We start from the raw sequence: 16,787 nt of genomic DNA, 5'->3' as shown, positions 1-16,787 counted from the left end.
ATATTCAGTTTTTTTTGCATATAGATTGACTATGATTGACCCAAAATTACTTAGAAACGATATAGAGGCTGTAAATTTAGCTTATGCTAAACGTGGTATTCAACTAAATGCCGAAGAGTGGGCGGATTTAGAAAGCCGTCGTAAAGCGATTCAATCAAAAACTGAATCGTTACAGTCTGAGCGTAATGCGGGTGCCAAACAAGTTGGTCAAATTAAAAAAGCTGGCGGCGATGCATCTGAATTGATGGCACGTATGTCTGCGATTGGCGATGAAATTAAAATTGCTGAAGCAAGTCTCAACGAATTACAAGCTGAGCTAGAAGCTAAAGTTTTAAATATTCCGAACTTGCCAGATGAGTCTGTACCCCATGGTCAGAATGAAAGCGATAATGTTGAAGTATTGACTTGGGGAACGCCACGTCAGTTTGATTTTGAAGTGAAAGATCATACTGATATCGGTGAATTCATGGGTGGGCTTGAGTTTGAAACTGCAACCAAATTGACAGGTTCACGTTTCAGTGTGTTGAAAGGTCCATTGGCGCGTTTACAGCGTGCATTGACCCAATTTATGTTAGATACACATACCCTGAAGCATGGTTATACCGAAGCTTATGTACCGTATCTAGTTAATGCTGAATCTTTACGCGGCACAGGTCAACTGCCTAAATTTGAAGAAGATTTATTCAAATTACAAGGTGAAAAAGAATACTATTTAATTCCAACTGCTGAAGTGCCAGTCACCAACTTTGTCCGTGACGAAATCATTGATGCAGACCGCTTACCCCTTAAATATACTGCGCATACGCCATGTTTCCGTAGTGAAGCAGGATCTTATGGTCGTGATACCCGTGGTTTGATTCGTCAACATCAATTCGACAAAGTTGAAATGGTTCAGATTGTTAAGCCTGAAGATTCTAAGCAAGCCTTAGAAGACCTAACTGGTCATGCGGAAAATATTTTACAAGCGCTGGGCTTGCCTTACCGTAAAGTTGTATTGTGTGGTGGTGATCTTGGTTTTAGTGCAACCAAAACCTATGACTTAGAAGTTTGGGTGCCAAGTCAAAATACTTACCGTGAAATTTCATCATGTTCAAACATGGGTGATTTCCAAGCACGTCGTCTTAAAGCACGCTATCGCACCGATCCTAAGAAAACTGAATTTGTACACACCTTAAATGGTTCAGGTTTGGCTGTGGGGCGTACTCTATTGGCGGTGATGGAAAACTATCAACGTGCGGATGGCTCGATTGAAATTCCAGAAGTATTACGTTCATATATGGGCGGTGCTGAGTTTATCGACTAATTGCTCGCGTTGTAGTAAAGCGAAGTATAGATAGACCAATCTGTTGATATATTGCGATTAATTTACAGATGTGTGAATGCGGCTGGTGGGCAATGCCTCAGCCGCATTTGCGTTAAAAGGCTGGGTGTATTGTGGATATTTTTCCAATTTCATTAAAATTACAGGGCCAAGTATGTTTGCTGGTTGGCGGTGGACATATTGCCTACCGTAAAGCCCAGTTATTGCTTAAAGCGGGTGCGGTACTGGATGTATTAGCCCCAGCAATTGAAGCCGATTTGTTGGCTTTGGTTGAGCAAACACAAGGTCGCTTTATTCAAGCTGCATTTACTGCTGAATTTCCAATGGCACATTATCGCTTGGTAATTGCTGCGACAGATCAAGCTGCGGTGAATGCACAGGTGTTTGAGGTCTGTGAAGCACACAATGTATTGGTCAACAGTGTTGATGATCCACCCCATTGTCGCTTTATGGTGCCAGCAATTGTTGATCGCTCACCGTTGGTGCTTTCGATTGCCAGTAATGGCACTTCACCGGTACTGTCCCGTCAGTTAAGAACCCAACTTGAAAGTACCATTCCGCATGGCTTGGGCAAGTTAGCCGAATTTTCTGGTCAGTGGCGAGCGCGAGTTAAAGCGCAAATTAAAAATCCTGAACAACGTCGAATTTTTTGGGAAGAGCTCTATGCGAGTCCACTCAAAGAACAGGTGTTTTATGGTCAGCAAGCCGTTGCTGAGCAAATGATGCAACAGGCGTTGACGGATTGGGAAATGCCAAAAGGTGAAGTTTACTTGGTCGGTGCAGGGCCAGGTGATCCTGAACTACTGACCCTCAAAGCCTTAAGATTGATGCAGCAAGCCGATGTGATTATTTATGATCGCTTGGTTTCAGAACCGATTTTAAACTTATGTCGCCGTGATGCTGAAAAAATCTATGTCGGCAAAGCACGCTCGCAGCATAGTGTCGCCCAAGATGGCATTAATGCTTTGTTGGTTGAATATGCACAACAAGGAAAACGGGTCTGTCGATTAAAAGGTGGTGATCCGTTTATTTTTGGCCGAGGTGGCGAAGAAATTGAAGAACTGTATGCGGCTGGCATCGGTTTTCAAGTCGTGCCAGGAATTACGGCGGCCTCTGGTTGTGCCGCCTATGCGGGTATTCCGCTGACCCATCGTGATTATGCGCAGAGTGTACGTTTTTTAACAGGTCATTTAAAAGAAGGTTCTCCTGAATTACCTTGGTCTGAGTTGGTTTATGAAAATCAAACGCTTGTGCTGTATATGGGCTTGGTGGGTTTAGAGGAAATCTGTGCCAAACTCATTACTCATGGGCAACGCCCAGACATGCCAGTGGCCTTGATCTCGAAAGGAACCACGCCAGAGCAGAAGGTGGTGGTGGGGACTTTGGCCGATATTGCATCTAAAGTGAAAGAACATCATATTCAAGCACCGACGCTCACCATTATTGGTGAGGTGGTGCGTCTGCATGAGAAATTAAATTGGCAGTCGATTCCGATTGCCTGATCTACGTTGTTGAGAACCCTAGTGATTCATGTTGTTTTATACGAGCCCGAAATCCCAAGCAATACCGGAAACATTATTCGTTTGTGTGCCAATACGGGTGCACAACTGCATTTGATCGAACCTCTTGGCTTTGAGTTGGAAGACAAAAAACTCAAACGTGCAGGTTTGGACTATCACGAATGGGCACGTCTGAAAATCTGGCAGAACTTAGCGCAATGTTTGGATTATTTGGCTGAGCAGGGGATTGGTACGGATTCAATTTATCCATTAACCACCAAAGGTAAGGCGACACCGCATACGGCTGACCTCAATCGGCCAGTAGCGTTGATGATGGGACCCGAAACTCGGGGCTTGCCCGAATCTGTGCGGTTATTGTTTCCTGAAGCACATTGGGTGTGTTTACCAATGGCGGCCAATTCACGCAGCTTAAATTTATCTAATGCAACTGCCGTGATTGTTTATGAAGCTTGGCGCCAACAAGGCTTTCAACCTTTGATTGAAATCGAAGCCAATTCGGCAATCGATTAGTCTGATTTTCGTGCTTATGTTGCGCTTGCCTTGATATTTCTCCAGTAGAGATATTCAAGGTATTGTGGTGGATCGGATTGATCTCTGTGGATAATACTCAAATTAAAAACAGTTGGTTAGAATGCCATTTAAGGGAAATTTTGATATAACGATCAAGGAAGTATGTCTTGTTGTGCGACAAAGTATACTGCTGTATGCTCATTTTCTTGTAAAAAGGATTGACCTTGGATTTTTGCATGGTTAATTTAGCTTAAATTACATCCATTTAAGCTCACAATAAATTAAAAGCAATCATCCTAAATTAGTCCGATTTTTAATTTATAACCATATATTTCAAATATTTATTTAGCTTAATCGGATGTTTGATTGTTAGGTATTTTGCATGCTGCCACGTTTCTTTAGTTTGATCTTAATATTTTGCTCAACAGCGATTTATGCTGATTGTCGCGCGCCGATTAAAATGGCTGCTTTGACTTGGGAGAGTGGTCAATTCACCTCAGCATTGATTAAACAGATTTTAGAACTTGGTTATGATTGTGAAGTGACCGAAATATCAGGTTCGAGTGCGGCACAAGAAAATGCGGTCATCCAAAATGATTTACAGTTAATTGCTGAAGTTTGGGTTGGGCGTTCAGAAGTGTTGCAACAGGGGCTAGATCAGCAGAAAGTTCAGTTGGTTGGTAATACACTACAGGGTGGGGCGCAGCAGGGGTGGTATATCCCGGCTTATTTGCAACAGCAATATCCAGACTTAACAGATTTGGACAGTTTGTCGCAGTATGCTCATCTCTTTGTCACAGGCACAACGACCGAAAAAGGTCGTTTTCTGAATTGCCCAACTGGGTGGGCTTGTCAAACTTTTAATCAACGCTTGCTTGAAAATACTGGGCTGCTCAAGGATTATCAAGCTGTACTACCAGGCACGGGCGCAGCTTTGGATGCGGAAATCGCAAGTCTCTATCAGCAAAAAAAGCCGATCCTATTTTATTATTGGCAGCCCACAGGCTTTATGGCCAAATACAATTTTGTACCGATTCAATTTCCGGTCTATAAAGAAAAATGCTGGAATGAATTGCTCAATGCACGCAGCCAAAATCGCTGTGTTTCAGGTTTTCCGAGCTCAACTTTATCTGTGGCAGTATCACAAGATTTTGCTAAGCAAAATCCTGAAATTATTAAATTTTTAGAGAAAATTCAACTCACCCCAGAACAGCTTAATCTGGCTATTTTAGAAATGACGGAACAACATCGTTCACCACAACAACAAGCCGAAATTTTTTTACAGCAACATCCTGCACTTTGGTCAAAATGGCTGAGCCCAAACGCAGCTGAAAAAATGCAACATGCACTGCAACCGGCGATACCAGCAGGGAACTGGCAATTTAATAAACAGTTTTATTTTCCAGATTGGGATATTCAACAGTTTTTAAACACAAAGACCAAGTCGGTGGTCGATGTGCTTGCGACACCGCTACGGCAGGTAAGTGCAGCGATTCAACGTTATATGGTCCAGCCTGTGATTACGCTATTGATCGGGGTGCCTGCTTGGCTATGGATTGTATTGACCGGGCTATTGGCTTGGCATAGTTCAAGACAAATCTGGTTTGCGATATTGAGCATGTTTGGTTTATTTGTGATTGGCGCCTTTGGTCTGTGGGCTGCCTTGATCCAAACCACCGCTTTGTTATTTTGTGCGGTCCTGTTAACGGTGATTGTGGGTGTGCCAGTGGGGATTTGGATGGCATTTCATCCGCGCAGTTATCGGGTGCTACAACCGGTCTTAGATGTGATGCAGACCATGCCAAGTTTTGTTTATTTGATTCCGATCTTGATGTTGTTTGGGCTGGGTTATGTACCTGCGGTTTTTGCCACCATGATTTATGCCATTGCACCCTTGATTCGACTAACCGCACTGGGCATTACTCAAATTGATTCCGAAATTAGAGAAAGCGCAGAGGCCTTTGGTACCACGCCACGGCAGCGATTATTTTGGGTGATTTTACCGTTGGCGCGACCCAGTATGATGGTGGGACTCAATCAAACGGTGATGATGTCATTGTCAATGGTGGTGTTGGCTTCGATGATTGGTGCACCGGGTTTGGGCGAAAATGTTTTGATCGCCATTCAAACCTTAAACGTGGGACAGGGATTAGAGTCTGGCAGTGCGATCGTGATTTTAGCGATTATTATTGATCGGATCAGTCAGGCCTATGGACGAAAAAGAGGACAGCCAAATGCCTAATCCAGCAGTATTAAACGCTGAGGATGTAATTCGTTTTGAGGCGGTGAGCAAAGTCTTTGGTGGGCAGCAGCAACGGGCTTTGGCGCTACTGCAACAGGGCGCAACTAATCAAGAGATTAAGCAGGAAACGGGTAGTCAGGTTGCACTTAGACAGATCAGTCTGGATATTCGCCGTGGAGAAATTTTCTCAATTATGGGCTTATCAGGTTCAGGTAAGTCGACTTTGGTTCGCTTCATTAATCGCTTGCTACAGCCTGAACTGGGGCAAGTTTGGGTCAATCAGCAATGTATTAAGCAACTTTCTGACTCTGAGTTACGGGTATTACGCCAGCAACAGGTCAGTATGGTTTTTCAAAATTTTGGCTTGTTTCCACATCTGAATGTGCTGGAAAATGCAGAATTTGCTTTACGTACCAAAGGCCTATCAAAATTTGAGCGTTCTGGGAAAGCACGACATTGGTTAACTGAGGTTGGCTTGGAAGGCTATGAATATGCTGCGATTACCGAGCTTTCAGGTGGTATGCAGCAACGGGTTGGATTGGCACGAGCCTTGGCGGCAGAGACAGATATCTTGGTGATGGATGAACCTTTTTCCGCACTTGATCCGATTACTCGGCACCGTTTACAGTTGTTGCTGATTGATTTACAGCAGCGGTATCAAAAGACCATCGTTTTTGTCACACACGATGTGGATGAGGCAATACAGTTGGGCGGTCGGGTTGCCTTAATGCACGATGCTGAATTAATCCAAACCGGTTATATTCATGAAATGATTGATGCACCCGTCAATGGCTATGTCTCCGAGTTTTTAAAAGTGCGCAGCAGTGTTTAGCAGGAGTATCGGCATCTAGGGGGAATTTTCAATTTTGTTATTCGATCTCTAGGAACACGGGGTATAAAAAAGGCGCTGATCGCGCCTTTTTTAGTCTTATTGAGAAGCATCGTTAAAAATAAAGATTATTCGTGCTCATTATGTTGTGGAGCAGGATATCTAAAGCCTCTGGTTCTATAAGCCAAATAGCCGACTCCAACCGCCGCCCAAATTAAGCCAATCTTCAATGCAGTTGCATCAATTTCTAACCACATCAGGAATACACTGGCAAAACCAAGCAGTGGAATCACAATATAATTAAAAATATCTTTAAGATTTTTGGTACGACCATCACGTAATGCATAGCGTGAAATCACTGAGAAATTGACAAAACTAAATGCAGTCAATGCCCCGAAGCTAATCAGATTGGCAATATTTTCAAAGTCTAAGAAGCCAGCCGTTAATGCAACCACACCGACAATTAAAATATTGTAGGTTGGGGTATATAATTTAGGGCTAATATGACCGAAAATTTTCTTATTAATAACACCATCACGTCCCATCACATACATTAGACGAGATACACCCGCATGTGCTGAAATACCTGAAGCCATAACGGTCACAATGGCAAAACCAAGGATTATGTTTTTAAATAACAATCCACCGATCGCAAATAAAATTTCAGGCTGGGTTTCATCAATCTTTGTAAAATACAGATTCGGGTCACTTGGGAAATAAATCTGCATAAAGTAAGTGCTGATAATAAAGATTACCCCAGCAATTAATGCAGTTAAGAATATTGCCCGTGGTAAAGTTTTTTCTGCATCTTTGGTTTCTTCTGCAAGCGAAGATAAAGCATCAAAGCCTGTAAAGGAGAAACATAAAATCGTTGCACCCGTCACCAATGCACCCACAGAGGTGAGTTCATTCCAAAATGGCGCCATACTCCAGAGCTGGTATTGTGCGGCATCTAAACTTCCATCGGCATTAATCCCTTGCGTAAGCAAGAGATAGACTTGGTAACTGAAGTAGAAAATGACACCGACTTGCACAAACACGATGACGCTATTAAAGCGTGCGACAAAACGCGCACCAAATAGGTTAATCACCGTCATGATAATGGTTAAAGCAATGACCCAAATCCAGTTATTCACTTCTGGAAATAAAGCCCTCAGGTAAATATCTGCCAAGATAATATTTACTAATGGAGAGAGTAAATAATCGAGCCATGATGACCAACCGACCATAAACCCGACATTGGGATGGATCGATTTTTGTGCATAGGTATAGGCAGAGCCTGCGGAAGGATAGCGCTTAATCATATGTCCATAACTAATGGACGTCAGTAAGATTGCAATTAAAGCAAAAATATAGGATGTGGGCACATGCGATTGACTATCTTGCGATACTAAACCAAAAGTATCAAAAACTGTCATCGGCTGAATATATGCTAAACCAATAATAATAATATGCCAGAGCACAAGATTTTTTTTAAGTTTAGCCGCAGGTTGAGTCCCAGAAATGTGTGTCAACGGCGGATTCCTCATAGTCGTTGATCAAGGATCAGTCATATTGATTAAAGGATCATTTGAGACGAATGATCCCCCCTACAAATAAAACAAAGTGCACCAATTTAATCTTATTTAATGGCACTTTTGCTTTTATGAATAGCAGAAAATATGCCATTAAATAAGCAATGACAGACTTTCCCCAATATAAAAGCCCGATGTTTAAAACATCAGGCTTTAGTTTTGCGTATATTGGCTGATTTTTAAGAAATTACCAAGCTTTTTCTAAGATCGATTTCAAATCTTTTAAGGTGGTTTCTTTGGGGTTATAAATAATTGAACCATCATTTAAGGCTTTTTCAGCGACGTCATCCAACTGCGCTTTGCTCACTTTACCAGTCTCACTCAAGCTGCGTGGTAATTTGGTCAAGGCATGTAGCTGATCACGAATCGTTAAAAGCGTATTGATGGTTTTGTCTGCGCGTTCTGCTGCTGGTGTTTGTGCATAAATATCAGCACCGGCTAAAGGTAACAATAAGTCAGCCAGTCGCTTGCCATTTACCTCTTTATTGTATTCAAGCACATAGGGCAAGAATAGATTCATGCACAGTCCATGAGGCAGATGTGCAACCGCACCGAGTGCATGCCCCAATGAATGGATTAAACCCACCATTGAGTTAGAAAAAGCGATCCCAGCCATGGTGGATGCTTGAGCCAGTTCTAAACGTGCATAGCTGTCGTTCGGATTTTCTAGCACTGCAAATAAATTTTCACTGATTTTCTTAATAGCAGCGGTTGCATAAGCATCGCTCATCGGATTGGCAGCTAAGCAAGAGTAGGCTTCGATTGCATGGGTCATCGCATCCATTGCCGTCATCGCGGTTAAATGCGGTGGCAGGGTTTGCGTCATGCGTGGATCTAAAATGGCCGCATGAGGCATCAAATAATTGGATGCAAATGGCAGTTTTACATGACGCTGATTGTCTGAAACGACAGCCACCATGGTTACTTCCGAACCTGTGCCAGAGGTGGTTGGAATGACAAAGAATGGTTTAAGTGGGCGGGGCAGATTATGTGCACCAGAGTACTTCAATAGATCATCACCACCTTCGGTCACCAAAATATTGGTGGCTTTAGAGGTATCAATTACTGAACCACCGCCAACTGCAATAATCGCATCACAGTTATTTTCACGATATGCCGCTGCCGCAGCACGAACTGTTTCTAAACTTGAATCTGGTGGAACATCATCAAAAATATGAGCAAGTACAACATCCGTTGCATTGAATGCAGCTTCAAGTGGGGCAAGTAAATTATTACTACGCACACCTTTGTCGGTGATGATCATCGGGCGTTTTGAACCTAAAGCATTTAGTTCAAAGGGAATATGCTCTAAGGCAGCATGACCTGCAATGATTTTAACCGGACAGAAAAATTCGTAATATGGTTTGGCCATGTTATGCGTTCCCTTTTAAATATGATTGGGCAATTTTAAGATAAATATTTTTAGCACCATTGAGTTTTTCTTTTAAGCTCAATTGTTCTGGATATTGTTTTACCGCAAGTTCAGCAATCTGTTTGGGTAAAATGAGTGATTCCATTTTGTTTAAGCAGCGCACTAAACGAATTGCATTGCTGACATCCCCATCGGCAATCATACGGTCATTGGCAAATGACTGTGCCGTACTTTCTTGGAATGAAAAGACCAGAAAGGCATGATGTAAATGTTTGAACTTAATCGTAAGGTCTGGTTTTTTTGTGGCATGTTGCACCAGTTCCAACTGATGTTGTTCCGTGACTTTTGCAATAAAAGCAGGGCCATCAGGAAATACACTCATGGAAAGGCAAAAACCGACAGGAAATTTAGACACTTCTTGTTGAATTTCATCATCAACTTGGCTTGCCATGACCAAACCTCTGCCAATCACATCCATCATGAGTTTGACGTAGGTAAGTTCGAGGGCGGGCTTTACAGACTTGGTTGAAATCACGCTTGCATCCCTTTTAAAATAATATTGATTTTTATAGAGTAATTACTCTAATTTGTTTTGTTTCGAAAAGAAAGCGCTTTATTGCTCAATGACTTGAACGTCACCAAAATATTCACTTTGTTGAAAAAATTGAATAACATCAGCGCATAATTGCGTATAACTTGGGTAATCCTGCATTAAGTCACAAATACGGACCATTTCCAAGCCTGAATAACCGCAAGGATTGATGGTCTGAAAACCAAACAAGTCACAATCAATATTTAAAGCGAGACCATGATAGCTGCGGCCACGTCGGATTTTAAAGCCTAAAGAACCAATTTTACGCTCATTGACATAAACACCTGGCGCATCTTTTTTGGCGTAGGCATCGATATTGTATTTTTGCAATAATTGGATCATGAGGTCTTCAGCAAAGGAGACCAGTGAACGGACATTCCAACCTAAGCGATTTAAATCAAACATAAAATAAATCACCAATTGGCCGGGGCCGTGCCACGTGACTTGCCCACCGCGATCACTTTGTACGATTGGAATATGGCTTGGCATCAAGATATGTTCTGGTTTACCAGCTTGGCCTTGGGTTAAAACCTCTGCATGCTGTAATAACCAAAGCTGATCTGAACTTTCGGCTGTACGTTGCTCTGTATAGCTTTTCATTTCTTCAAAGCGATCAGTGTAAGCGGTAAAGTCTAGATATTGGCGAATCGTGAGTGTCGGTTTTAGAACAGCATTATTCACTTTAAATGTGTCCTTTATCGTGCTGAGTAATGTCTATGATTATAGGTAATTTAGGTTGGGTTAGGGAAGCAACAAGTTGGGTTGTTGTGATTTATCTAGCGAGATAACGAAATTATACAAATGGACCGAAGCATATTTTGACAGATAACGAACATTATTGTGCATTCACTCGATTTTGCGATAACGGCAACCGGGTGTGGAGTGAAGTGCAAATGCCTGGTGAAGCGCATGAGAAGTTAACCGAATTTATGGTGCATTCTTGTGCAGCGGGTCGTTTATTGGTAATTGACCGAGAAACTATGCAACCAATTGAAAATTCAGAAGATCCAAGGGGTTATGCGATTGAAGATCCGGGCATGAATTGTAGTGGGCCTTTGATGGTGCGTGGTGGAGTGCGTGTTGAAAGTGCTGCTGGGCAGTCTTATGAGATACGGAATCGTCAAGCCTTATGCCGCTGTGGACAATCTGCCAACAAACCATTTTGCGATGGTTCACATGCTTCTGCTCAATATCAAGATGGAATCCAATAAGCCATCCGCTTAATCAGATTGAGTCATGATGGGTCCGCTATGATAAATCCTGAATGCAAGCTCATTTTCTTTTTCTCTTGGTGAGAGAAATAAAAGGCTTTATGAAAGAAGTCGAGTAATGAACACCTTGCATTTATAAGATATATCCCCATTTTAGAATGAACATTTTAAACACCTGCATGGTTTTACATGGTTTTACATGGTTTTTTGAGCTGGCCTGTATACTAGTGTAGTTGTTTTACATACATCAATTTTGAGGTGAATTATGGTAGACCGCACCCCCTCTCGTGAACTGCAAGAAGATCTTTGGGTATTTCCAATGGACTATCCAATCAAATTGATTGGTGATGCAGGAGAAGAATTACATCAAGCGGTAGTTGGTATCTTGGTTAAGCATTTCCCAGAGTTTGATGGAGCAAGTGTTAAAGTGCAGCCATCTAAAACAGGGAAGTATCATTCCTTAACGGCACAATTACGTTTTGATGAGCTTGAGCAAGTCCATGCGCTATATGCCGATCTTGCGGCTTGTCCTTTGATTAAAACCGCACTTTAGAATCTAAAACTAAGCACGAAAGTTAAACAAAAAAAAGCAGCAATAAAAAAACACGCTCAATGGCGTGTTTTTTTATTGCTGCGTGTCCCGTCCTAGAATAGGTTGACACAACAGAGCATTCGCTCAGAAGTGTTAAATTTAGTCGTTTTCAAGGAAAGAACGTAAATGTTCAGAACGTGAAGGATGACGTAATTTACGCAATGCTTTCGCTTCAATCTGACGGATACGTTCACGTGTCACATCAAACTGTTTACCGACTTCTTCCAAAGTGTGATCGGTTGGCATATCGATACCAAAACGCATTTTCAAGACTTTGGCTTCACGTTCAGTCAAGTTTTCCAAGACTTCACGAGTGGCTTCTTTCAAGCCTTCAGAGGTAGCAGCATCCACAGGTGAGGTGATGTTGCTGTCTTCAATGAAATCACCTAAGTGCGAATCTTCATCATCACCAATCGGTGTTTCCATCGAAATTGGTTCTTTGGCAATTTTAAGCACTTTACGTACTTTGACTTCGTCCATTTCTAGACGTTCGCCCAATTCTTCAGGGGTTGGTTCGCGGCCCATTTCCTGTAGCAATTGACGTGACACACGGTTGATTTTATTAATCGTTTCAATCATGTGTACCGGAATACGAATGGTACGTGCTTGGTCAGCGATTGAACGGGTAATCGCCTGACGAATCCACCAAGTCGCATAGGTCGAGAATTTATAACCACGACGATATTCAAACTTGTCTACGGCTTTCATCAAACCGATATTACCTTCTTGAATTAAATCCAAGAATTGTAAGCCACGGTTGGTGTATTTTTTCGCGATAGAAATAACCAAACGTAAGTTGGCTTCGATCATTTCTTTTTTAGCACGACGCGCTTTGGCTTCGCCAATCGCCATACGTTTAGAAATCTCTTTGATTTCTTTAACGGTAAGGGTCAATTCTTTTTCAAGATCTGCGATTTTTTGTTGGAACGCCAAAACGTCTGGGCGAACTTTTTCAAGATAGTTCTTGGTTTCAGCAGGTACTTTGGCAATTTGCTCATCTAGCCAAGCCGGATTTGATTCTTGGCCAGGGAAGGTGGTTCTAAATTGAGTACGGTCCATGCGTCCACGACGAACTGCATAACGCATTACTTCACGCTCAGACATTCTGATTTGTTCGTGCGTACCACGGATCATTTCAGAAATAATGTCAAATAAACGTGGGGTAAATTTAAACATCATAAACAAGGTTGCAAGGGCTTCCATGGCAGCTTGTGCTTCAGCACTACTACGACCATGCGCTGCAATGCTCTTTTTCACTGCATTCCACGCAGCTTCGAGGTCTTCGAAACGTGCTTTTGCAATTTCAGGATCTGGACCAGATTCAGTTTCAGTTTCCTCTTCAGCTTCGGCTTCTTCTTCTTCATCATCGTCAAGTTTGACGTCTTTAGTCGGTTTGGCAGCACTGGCTTTTTCTTCATCGAGTTCAACTTCTTCTTCGATGACTTCTGGAATAACTTCGTCTGACTCAGGGTCTAAATAGCCTGATAAAATATCCGCTAGGCGACGTTCGCCATTGGTATAATCTTTATATTCGTTAAGAACCACTTCAACAGCATTCGGCCAATAGGCAATTGAATGCAATACGTCACGAATCCCTTCTTCAATACGTTTGGCAATACTAATTTCGCCTTCACGTGTTAAAAGTTCAACTGTACCCATTTCGCGCATATACATGCGGACAGGATCAGTGGTACGTCCCGGTTCATTTTCAACAGAAGCAAGAACGGCAGCAGCCTCTTCTTCGGCAACTTCATCTGTCGCTTCATTGTTGCCTTCGAACATTGTGTCATCAGCTTCAGGTGCACGTTCATGCACAGGAATACCCACGTCACGAAGCATTTGAATAATGTCTTCGATCTGTTCGCTTTCAGTGATCGAGTCTGGTAGATGATCGTTAACCTCAGCGTAGGTTAGGTAACCTTGTTCTTTGCCTCGGCTAATCAGAGCCGCTACCTGAGAAGTAGGGGAATGCATATCGCTCATCTTTGCTTACTCTTTGTTGAATCGGTGGCAGTGAAAAACCGTGCATTATAGCACAATTCATTAAAAATAGTTTGGGATTGCTGATTCCCGCATCATTGAATCAAAAGATTGATTTAATAATTCTTTTTCAATATTGGGCTTAAATCTTACTTTTCAAGTGCTGTAACGCTTTTTTAATGTTTAAATGAATCAGAACAGGCATGTTGGCTATAGTGCCATATTTTATAATCAAAAAAAAAGTAGACCCATGTATTTTTATCAAAAAAATAAAATAAAACTTGACATGGAAATTGAACAAAGATAAACAGCGCCTAGACCTATTCATTTTTTCCATCATGAGGCTGTTTTTGTGTCTTCTACAGATTTTGAATTAGATGATAGCTTTGGCGACGAGGAAGTAAGCTTTGATGAAGCCTCGAGTAAAATTAGTGCCAAAGAATCATTAGAAAAGCGTCGTTTAATTGACGACTTACTTGCCCAACGTCGTCTTGATCGCGAGCTCAAAGAATTTGAGTGCGATTTTGACGAAGAGTTTGACGATGAGGATGAAGAGTAAACCCTAAAGTAAAGTTAATTGATGCACATAGCCAATCGCACAGCGAAGAATGTTGGGTGCAATGATTACAGTCATGCCTGAAAATGCTATGCTACTCCCCTGTATGAATTAAAAATTGGAACGAAAATGAGTGCTTTAGATTTAGACCTACTGAGCGACTATTTAGATGGCGACCAAAATGAGTTTGGTCTAGATTTTGCTGCGACTCATGGCTTTATCAGTGCAATTGCTGTAGGGCCGCAGTTTGATCGCTGGTTAGAAGAATTATTTGATGGCAATCAAAACAAGGCACCAGCAGAAATTATCAACCAAATTAAACTTTGGTTAGATGATTTACGTCAAAAGCTTGCCAATGAAGAAGGAATCGAATTTCCTTTTGAAATTGAAGAAGCAGATGTTGAGTCAAGCCTAGGCGATTGGAGTGTGGGTTTTGTTGATGCGATGTTCCTCAATGAAGAAGCATGGTTCACTCCTGAGTTTGAAGAGCAACTGGTTGATTTAACACTGCCAATTATGGTGTTTAGTGGCATTGATGATGAAGATCCTCAAATGGAAACTTTCCGCCGTAACGGTCAGTTGATGGATGAACTTGCAGAAGAGATTCCAGATAATTTAAATGAATTGTATTTGATGTATCACACTCCCAATTAATTAGGTCGTGTTGTATCAAGCCCAATCAATATTGAAAGCCAGTTCAACGCTATGTTGAACTGGCTTTTTTTATGCACTGATTTTATGCACTGACTGAGTAACCGCTTGAACAAAAAAAACCGCAGCGATTACTGCGGTTAGATTCAAAAATGTTTTACCCTCATCCCAGAGAGGAGGGTGCTTTGTGTTGAGCTTCGAGCTGACCGCATTTTTCTTAAAGAATGGATGTGCAGTCAGGGCGATGCTGTTGACTAGACCAGCCTAATATCGATCACTTAGAGGCGTTTACGTTTTGCAGCCGCAATTTGTGATTGACGCATACGGAAGCCATCTTTTTGTTTATCAGTGGTTTTTTCAATACAGTAAACACAAGACACACCATGTTCATAACTTGGCAGCTCAACTTCATCAGGGGTGAGTGGCCAGCCACAGGCATGACATTTCACATTAATACCTTCTTCGACACCGTGGGTGACGGCAGTACGACCATCAAATACAAAACATTCACCTTCCCATAGACTTTCATCTACAGGGGTTTCTTCGAGGTATTTTAAAATACCGCCCTTTAGGTGATAAACCTCTTCGAAGCCCTCTTGCAATAACAAAGACGTTGATTTTTCACAGCGGATACCACCAGTACAGAACATGGCAATTTTTTTGCCTTTATGTTGTTCTAGGTTTTGTTTTACGTATTCTGGGAATTCACGGAAGCTTTCTGTTTTCGGATCAATCGCGCCTTTGAAGGTACCCGCTTTAAACTCATAGTCATTACGGGTATCGACCAAAATCACATCATCTTGTGCAATCAGTTCATTCCATTGTTTTGGATCTAAATAATGTCCAACCAAATCACGTGGTTTCACTTCCACGCCTAAAGTCACAATTTCTTTTTTAAGTTTGATTTTCATCTTGCGAAAAGGTTTTTCGCTACTTTCTGATTCTTTGTATTCCATGCTATTAAAGCCGTGCTCTAATAGAAATGCATGAAGTAAATCAATTCCTTGACGACTTCCTGCAACGGTCCCGTTGATTCCTTCATCTGCAACAATTAAAGTACCACACAGTTTTAGCAGGTTGACCAACTCAAGCAGCTTCTGTTGCAATGCGACAGCATCTTCAACGTGTTTGAATTGGTAAAGCGCGGCAACAACCCATGTCGTGCTCGCTTGCTGTTCTACAGGTGCAAGCTGTTCTACAGTAGCGTTCATCGAGTACTCCAAATGTATTAGTATATGAAAAATTCTGGGGCGCATTTTAACGCGAAATTACAGAATAAGCGAGAAAACCATAAAGTGAATATGGGTTTGAGAGGAAAAGTATTTTGAATAACCAACGTCGTATCCCAACATTAACGCCCTGTGTCGGGCGTTGTTCTACTGTGTTTGGTGATGCGGTTTGCCGTGGTTGCAGACGTTATAACCATGAAATTATTCAATGGAATACCTATAACCTTGAGCAGCGTGTTGCGGTGTGGACCCGTTTAGATGCACAGCTTGATCAAATTTTGTTGCCAATGCTGCCTTTGGCACAGCTCGAGCAAGTGGAACAATTTATTTTATCGAAACGGGTGCGGGTTTTAGAGACAGCGAGTCAAGGTCGAAAGCTCTATCAAGCTTTAAAGTTATGTGAAAAAAATAGAAATTTAGCAACAGAAAGTGGCTTAGGGATTCGTCCACACCAGGTCAAACCGATTTGGGACGAGTTTGAGCGCCGTGCTCTTGCGCTTGGTAAAGCCAGTTATGATTTTGCTTGGTTACGCGCGGATGTTATGGGTCAGACTTTATTGAAATGGAATGAACAGGAAGACGATCTTTAAGCGTTTGATCAACCGTAA

The 16,787-nt window shown here is 42.0% G+C and carries 16 protein-coding genes; 10 read left to right on the top strand and 6 right to left on the bottom strand.

Going from position 1 to position 16,787, the window contains the following annotated elements; genetic code table 11:
• Positions 1 to 31 precede the first annotated feature (31 nt).
• The 5 genes from serS to FD716_RS13300 all read left to right on the top strand — a co-directional run bounded on the left by serS (position 32) and on the right by FD716_RS13300 (position 6,425).
• Entirely contained in the window at positions 32 to 1,303 is a 1,272-nt protein-coding gene (gene serS / locus FD716_RS13320) for a serine--tRNA ligase (protein ID WP_139852789.1), read from the top strand.
• 131 nt (positions 1,304 to 1,434) lie between these two features.
• Positions 1,435 to 2,823: a siroheme synthase CysG gene (gene cysG / locus FD716_RS13315; RefSeq protein ID WP_139852788.1), complete on the top strand. Its 1,389-nt coding sequence runs from the start codon at positions 1,435 to 1,437 to the stop codon at positions 2,821 to 2,823.
• Between the two features lie 21 nt (positions 2,824 to 2,844).
• Complete coding sequence (locus tag FD716_RS13310) at positions 2,845 to 3,351, top strand: tRNA (cytidine(34)-2'-O)-methyltransferase (RefSeq protein WP_139852787.1); 507 nt, start codon at positions 2,845 to 2,847, stop codon at positions 3,349 to 3,351.
• Positions 3,352 to 3,733: 382 nt separating this feature from the next.
• Entirely contained in the window at positions 3,734 to 5,593 is a 1,860-nt protein-coding gene (locus FD716_RS13305; protein WP_139852785.1) for a glycine betaine ABC transporter substrate-binding protein, read from the top strand.
• A complete protein-coding gene (locus FD716_RS13300) occupies positions 5,586 to 6,425 on the top strand; it encodes an ATP-binding cassette domain-containing protein (protein WP_139852784.1) in 840 nt (279 codons plus the stop codon). The genes FD716_RS13305 and FD716_RS13300 overlap by 8 nt, the downstream gene beginning before the upstream one ends.
• Positions 6,426 to 6,550: 125 nt before the next feature.
• Here the strand turns inward: FD716_RS13300 and FD716_RS13295 are convergent, their stop codons facing one another.
• The 4 genes from FD716_RS13295 to lipB form a co-directional block, all read right to left on the bottom strand.
• Positions 6,551 to 7,936, bottom strand: coding sequence for an APC family permease (locus tag FD716_RS13295; protein ID WP_139852782.1), 1,386 nt, complete (start codon positions 7,934 to 7,936; stop codon positions 6,551 to 6,553).
• Between the two features lie 247 nt (positions 7,937 to 8,183).
• Positions 8,184 to 9,368, bottom strand: coding sequence for an iron-containing alcohol dehydrogenase (locus FD716_RS13290; RefSeq protein WP_139852780.1), 1,185 nt, complete (start codon positions 9,366 to 9,368; stop codon positions 8,184 to 8,186).
• Between the two features lies 1 nt (position 9,369).
• Positions 9,370 to 9,903 carry a hypothetical protein gene (locus FD716_RS13285; protein ID WP_139852779.1) on the bottom strand — a complete coding sequence of 178 codons (534 nt, stop codon included), beginning with the start codon at positions 9,901 to 9,903 and terminating at the stop codon, positions 9,370 to 9,372.
• A 78-nt stretch (positions 9,904 to 9,981) separates the two neighbouring features.
• On the bottom strand, positions 9,982 to 10,641 hold the full coding sequence (gene lipB, locus FD716_RS13280) for a lipoyl(octanoyl) transferase LipB (RefSeq protein WP_139852777.1): 660 nt from the start codon (positions 10,639 to 10,641) through the stop codon (positions 9,982 to 9,984).
• Positions 10,642 to 10,853: 212 nt separating this feature from the next.
• Between lipB and FD716_RS19100 the strand changes: the two genes are divergently transcribed.
• Positions 10,854 to 11,171 carry a CDGSH iron-sulfur domain-containing protein gene (locus FD716_RS19100; protein ID WP_228715002.1) on the top strand — a complete coding sequence of 106 codons (318 nt, stop codon included), beginning with the start codon at positions 10,854 to 10,856 and terminating at the stop codon, positions 11,169 to 11,171.
• A 265-nt stretch (positions 11,172 to 11,436) separates the two neighbouring features.
• Entirely contained in the window at positions 11,437 to 11,724 is a 288-nt protein-coding gene (locus FD716_RS13270; RefSeq protein ID WP_139852775.1) for a YbeD family protein, read from the top strand.
• Between the two features lie 138 nt (positions 11,725 to 11,862).
• Here the strand turns inward: FD716_RS13270 and rpoD are convergent, their stop codons facing one another.
• Positions 11,863 to 13,746, bottom strand: a complete 1,884-nt coding sequence (gene rpoD, locus FD716_RS13265) for an RNA polymerase sigma factor RpoD (protein ID WP_139852773.1) — start codon at positions 13,744 to 13,746, stop codon at positions 11,863 to 11,865.
• Between the two features lie 349 nt (positions 13,747 to 14,095).
• Between rpoD and FD716_RS13260 the strand changes: the two genes are divergently transcribed.
• Both FD716_RS13260 and FD716_RS13255 read left to right on the top strand, forming a co-directional pair.
• Complete coding sequence (locus FD716_RS13260; protein ID WP_139852772.1) at positions 14,096 to 14,302, top strand: PA3496 family putative envelope integrity protein; 207 nt, start codon at positions 14,096 to 14,098, stop codon at positions 14,300 to 14,302.
• A gap of 126 nt (positions 14,303 to 14,428) precedes the next feature.
• Positions 14,429 to 14,953 (top strand): YecA/YgfB family protein, encoded by a 525-nt coding sequence (locus tag FD716_RS13255; protein WP_139852771.1) that lies wholly within the window; start codon positions 14,429 to 14,431, stop codon positions 14,951 to 14,953.
• Positions 14,954 to 15,228: 275 nt separating this feature from the next.
• Here FD716_RS13255 and trhO read toward each other — a convergent pair whose 3' ends face one another.
• Positions 15,229 to 16,161, bottom strand: a complete 933-nt coding sequence (trhO, locus tag FD716_RS13250) for an oxygen-dependent tRNA uridine(34) hydroxylase TrhO (RefSeq protein WP_139852770.1) — start codon at positions 16,159 to 16,161, stop codon at positions 15,229 to 15,231.
• Positions 16,162 to 16,274: 113 nt separating this feature from the next.
• Between trhO and FD716_RS13245 the strand changes: the two genes are divergently transcribed.
• A complete protein-coding gene (locus tag FD716_RS13245) occupies positions 16,275 to 16,769 on the top strand; it encodes a DUF1289 domain-containing protein (RefSeq protein ID WP_139852769.1) in 495 nt (164 codons plus the stop codon).
• Positions 16,770 to 16,787: the final 18 nt, after the last annotated feature.

Origin of the sequence: Acinetobacter pullicarnis (assembly GCF_006352475.1) — a bacterium.
In the GTDB taxonomy this organism is placed as follows: Bacteria; Pseudomonadota; Gammaproteobacteria; order Pseudomonadales; family Moraxellaceae; genus Acinetobacter; species Acinetobacter pullicarnis.
The sequence above is the reverse complement of the archived record's forward strand: the minus strand, read 5'-3'. Positions and strand labels throughout refer to the sequence as shown.

Coding starts and splice junctions, on each gene's coding strand:
- serS (WP_139852789.1), top strand. CDS start 32: ATGATTGACCCAAAATTACTTAGAAACGATATAGAGGCTGTAAATTTA.
- FD716_RS13305 (WP_139852785.1), top strand. CDS start 3,734: ATGCTGCCACGTTTCTTTAGTTTGATCTTAATATTTTGCTCAACAGCG.
- FD716_RS13300 (WP_139852784.1), top strand. CDS start 5,586: ATGCCTAATCCAGCAGTATTAAACGCTGAGGATGTAATTCGTTTTGAG.
- FD716_RS13290 (WP_139852780.1), bottom strand. CDS start 9,368: ATGGCCAAACCATATTACGAATTTTTCTGTCCGGTTAAAATCATTGCA.
- FD716_RS19100 (WP_228715002.1), top strand. CDS start 10,854: ATGCCTGGTGAAGCGCATGAGAAGTTAACCGAATTTATGGTGCATTCT.
- FD716_RS13270 (WP_139852775.1), top strand. CDS start 11,437: ATGGTAGACCGCACCCCCTCTCGTGAACTGCAAGAAGATCTTTGGGTA.
- rpoD (WP_139852773.1), bottom strand. CDS start 13,746: ATGAGCGATATGCATTCCCCTACTTCTCAGGTAGCGGCTCTGATTAGC.
- FD716_RS13255 (WP_139852771.1), top strand. CDS start 14,429: ATGAGTGCTTTAGATTTAGACCTACTGAGCGACTATTTAGATGGCGAC.
- trhO (WP_139852770.1), bottom strand. CDS start 16,161: ATGAACGCTACTGTAGAACAGCTTGCACCTGTAGAACAGCAAGCGAGC.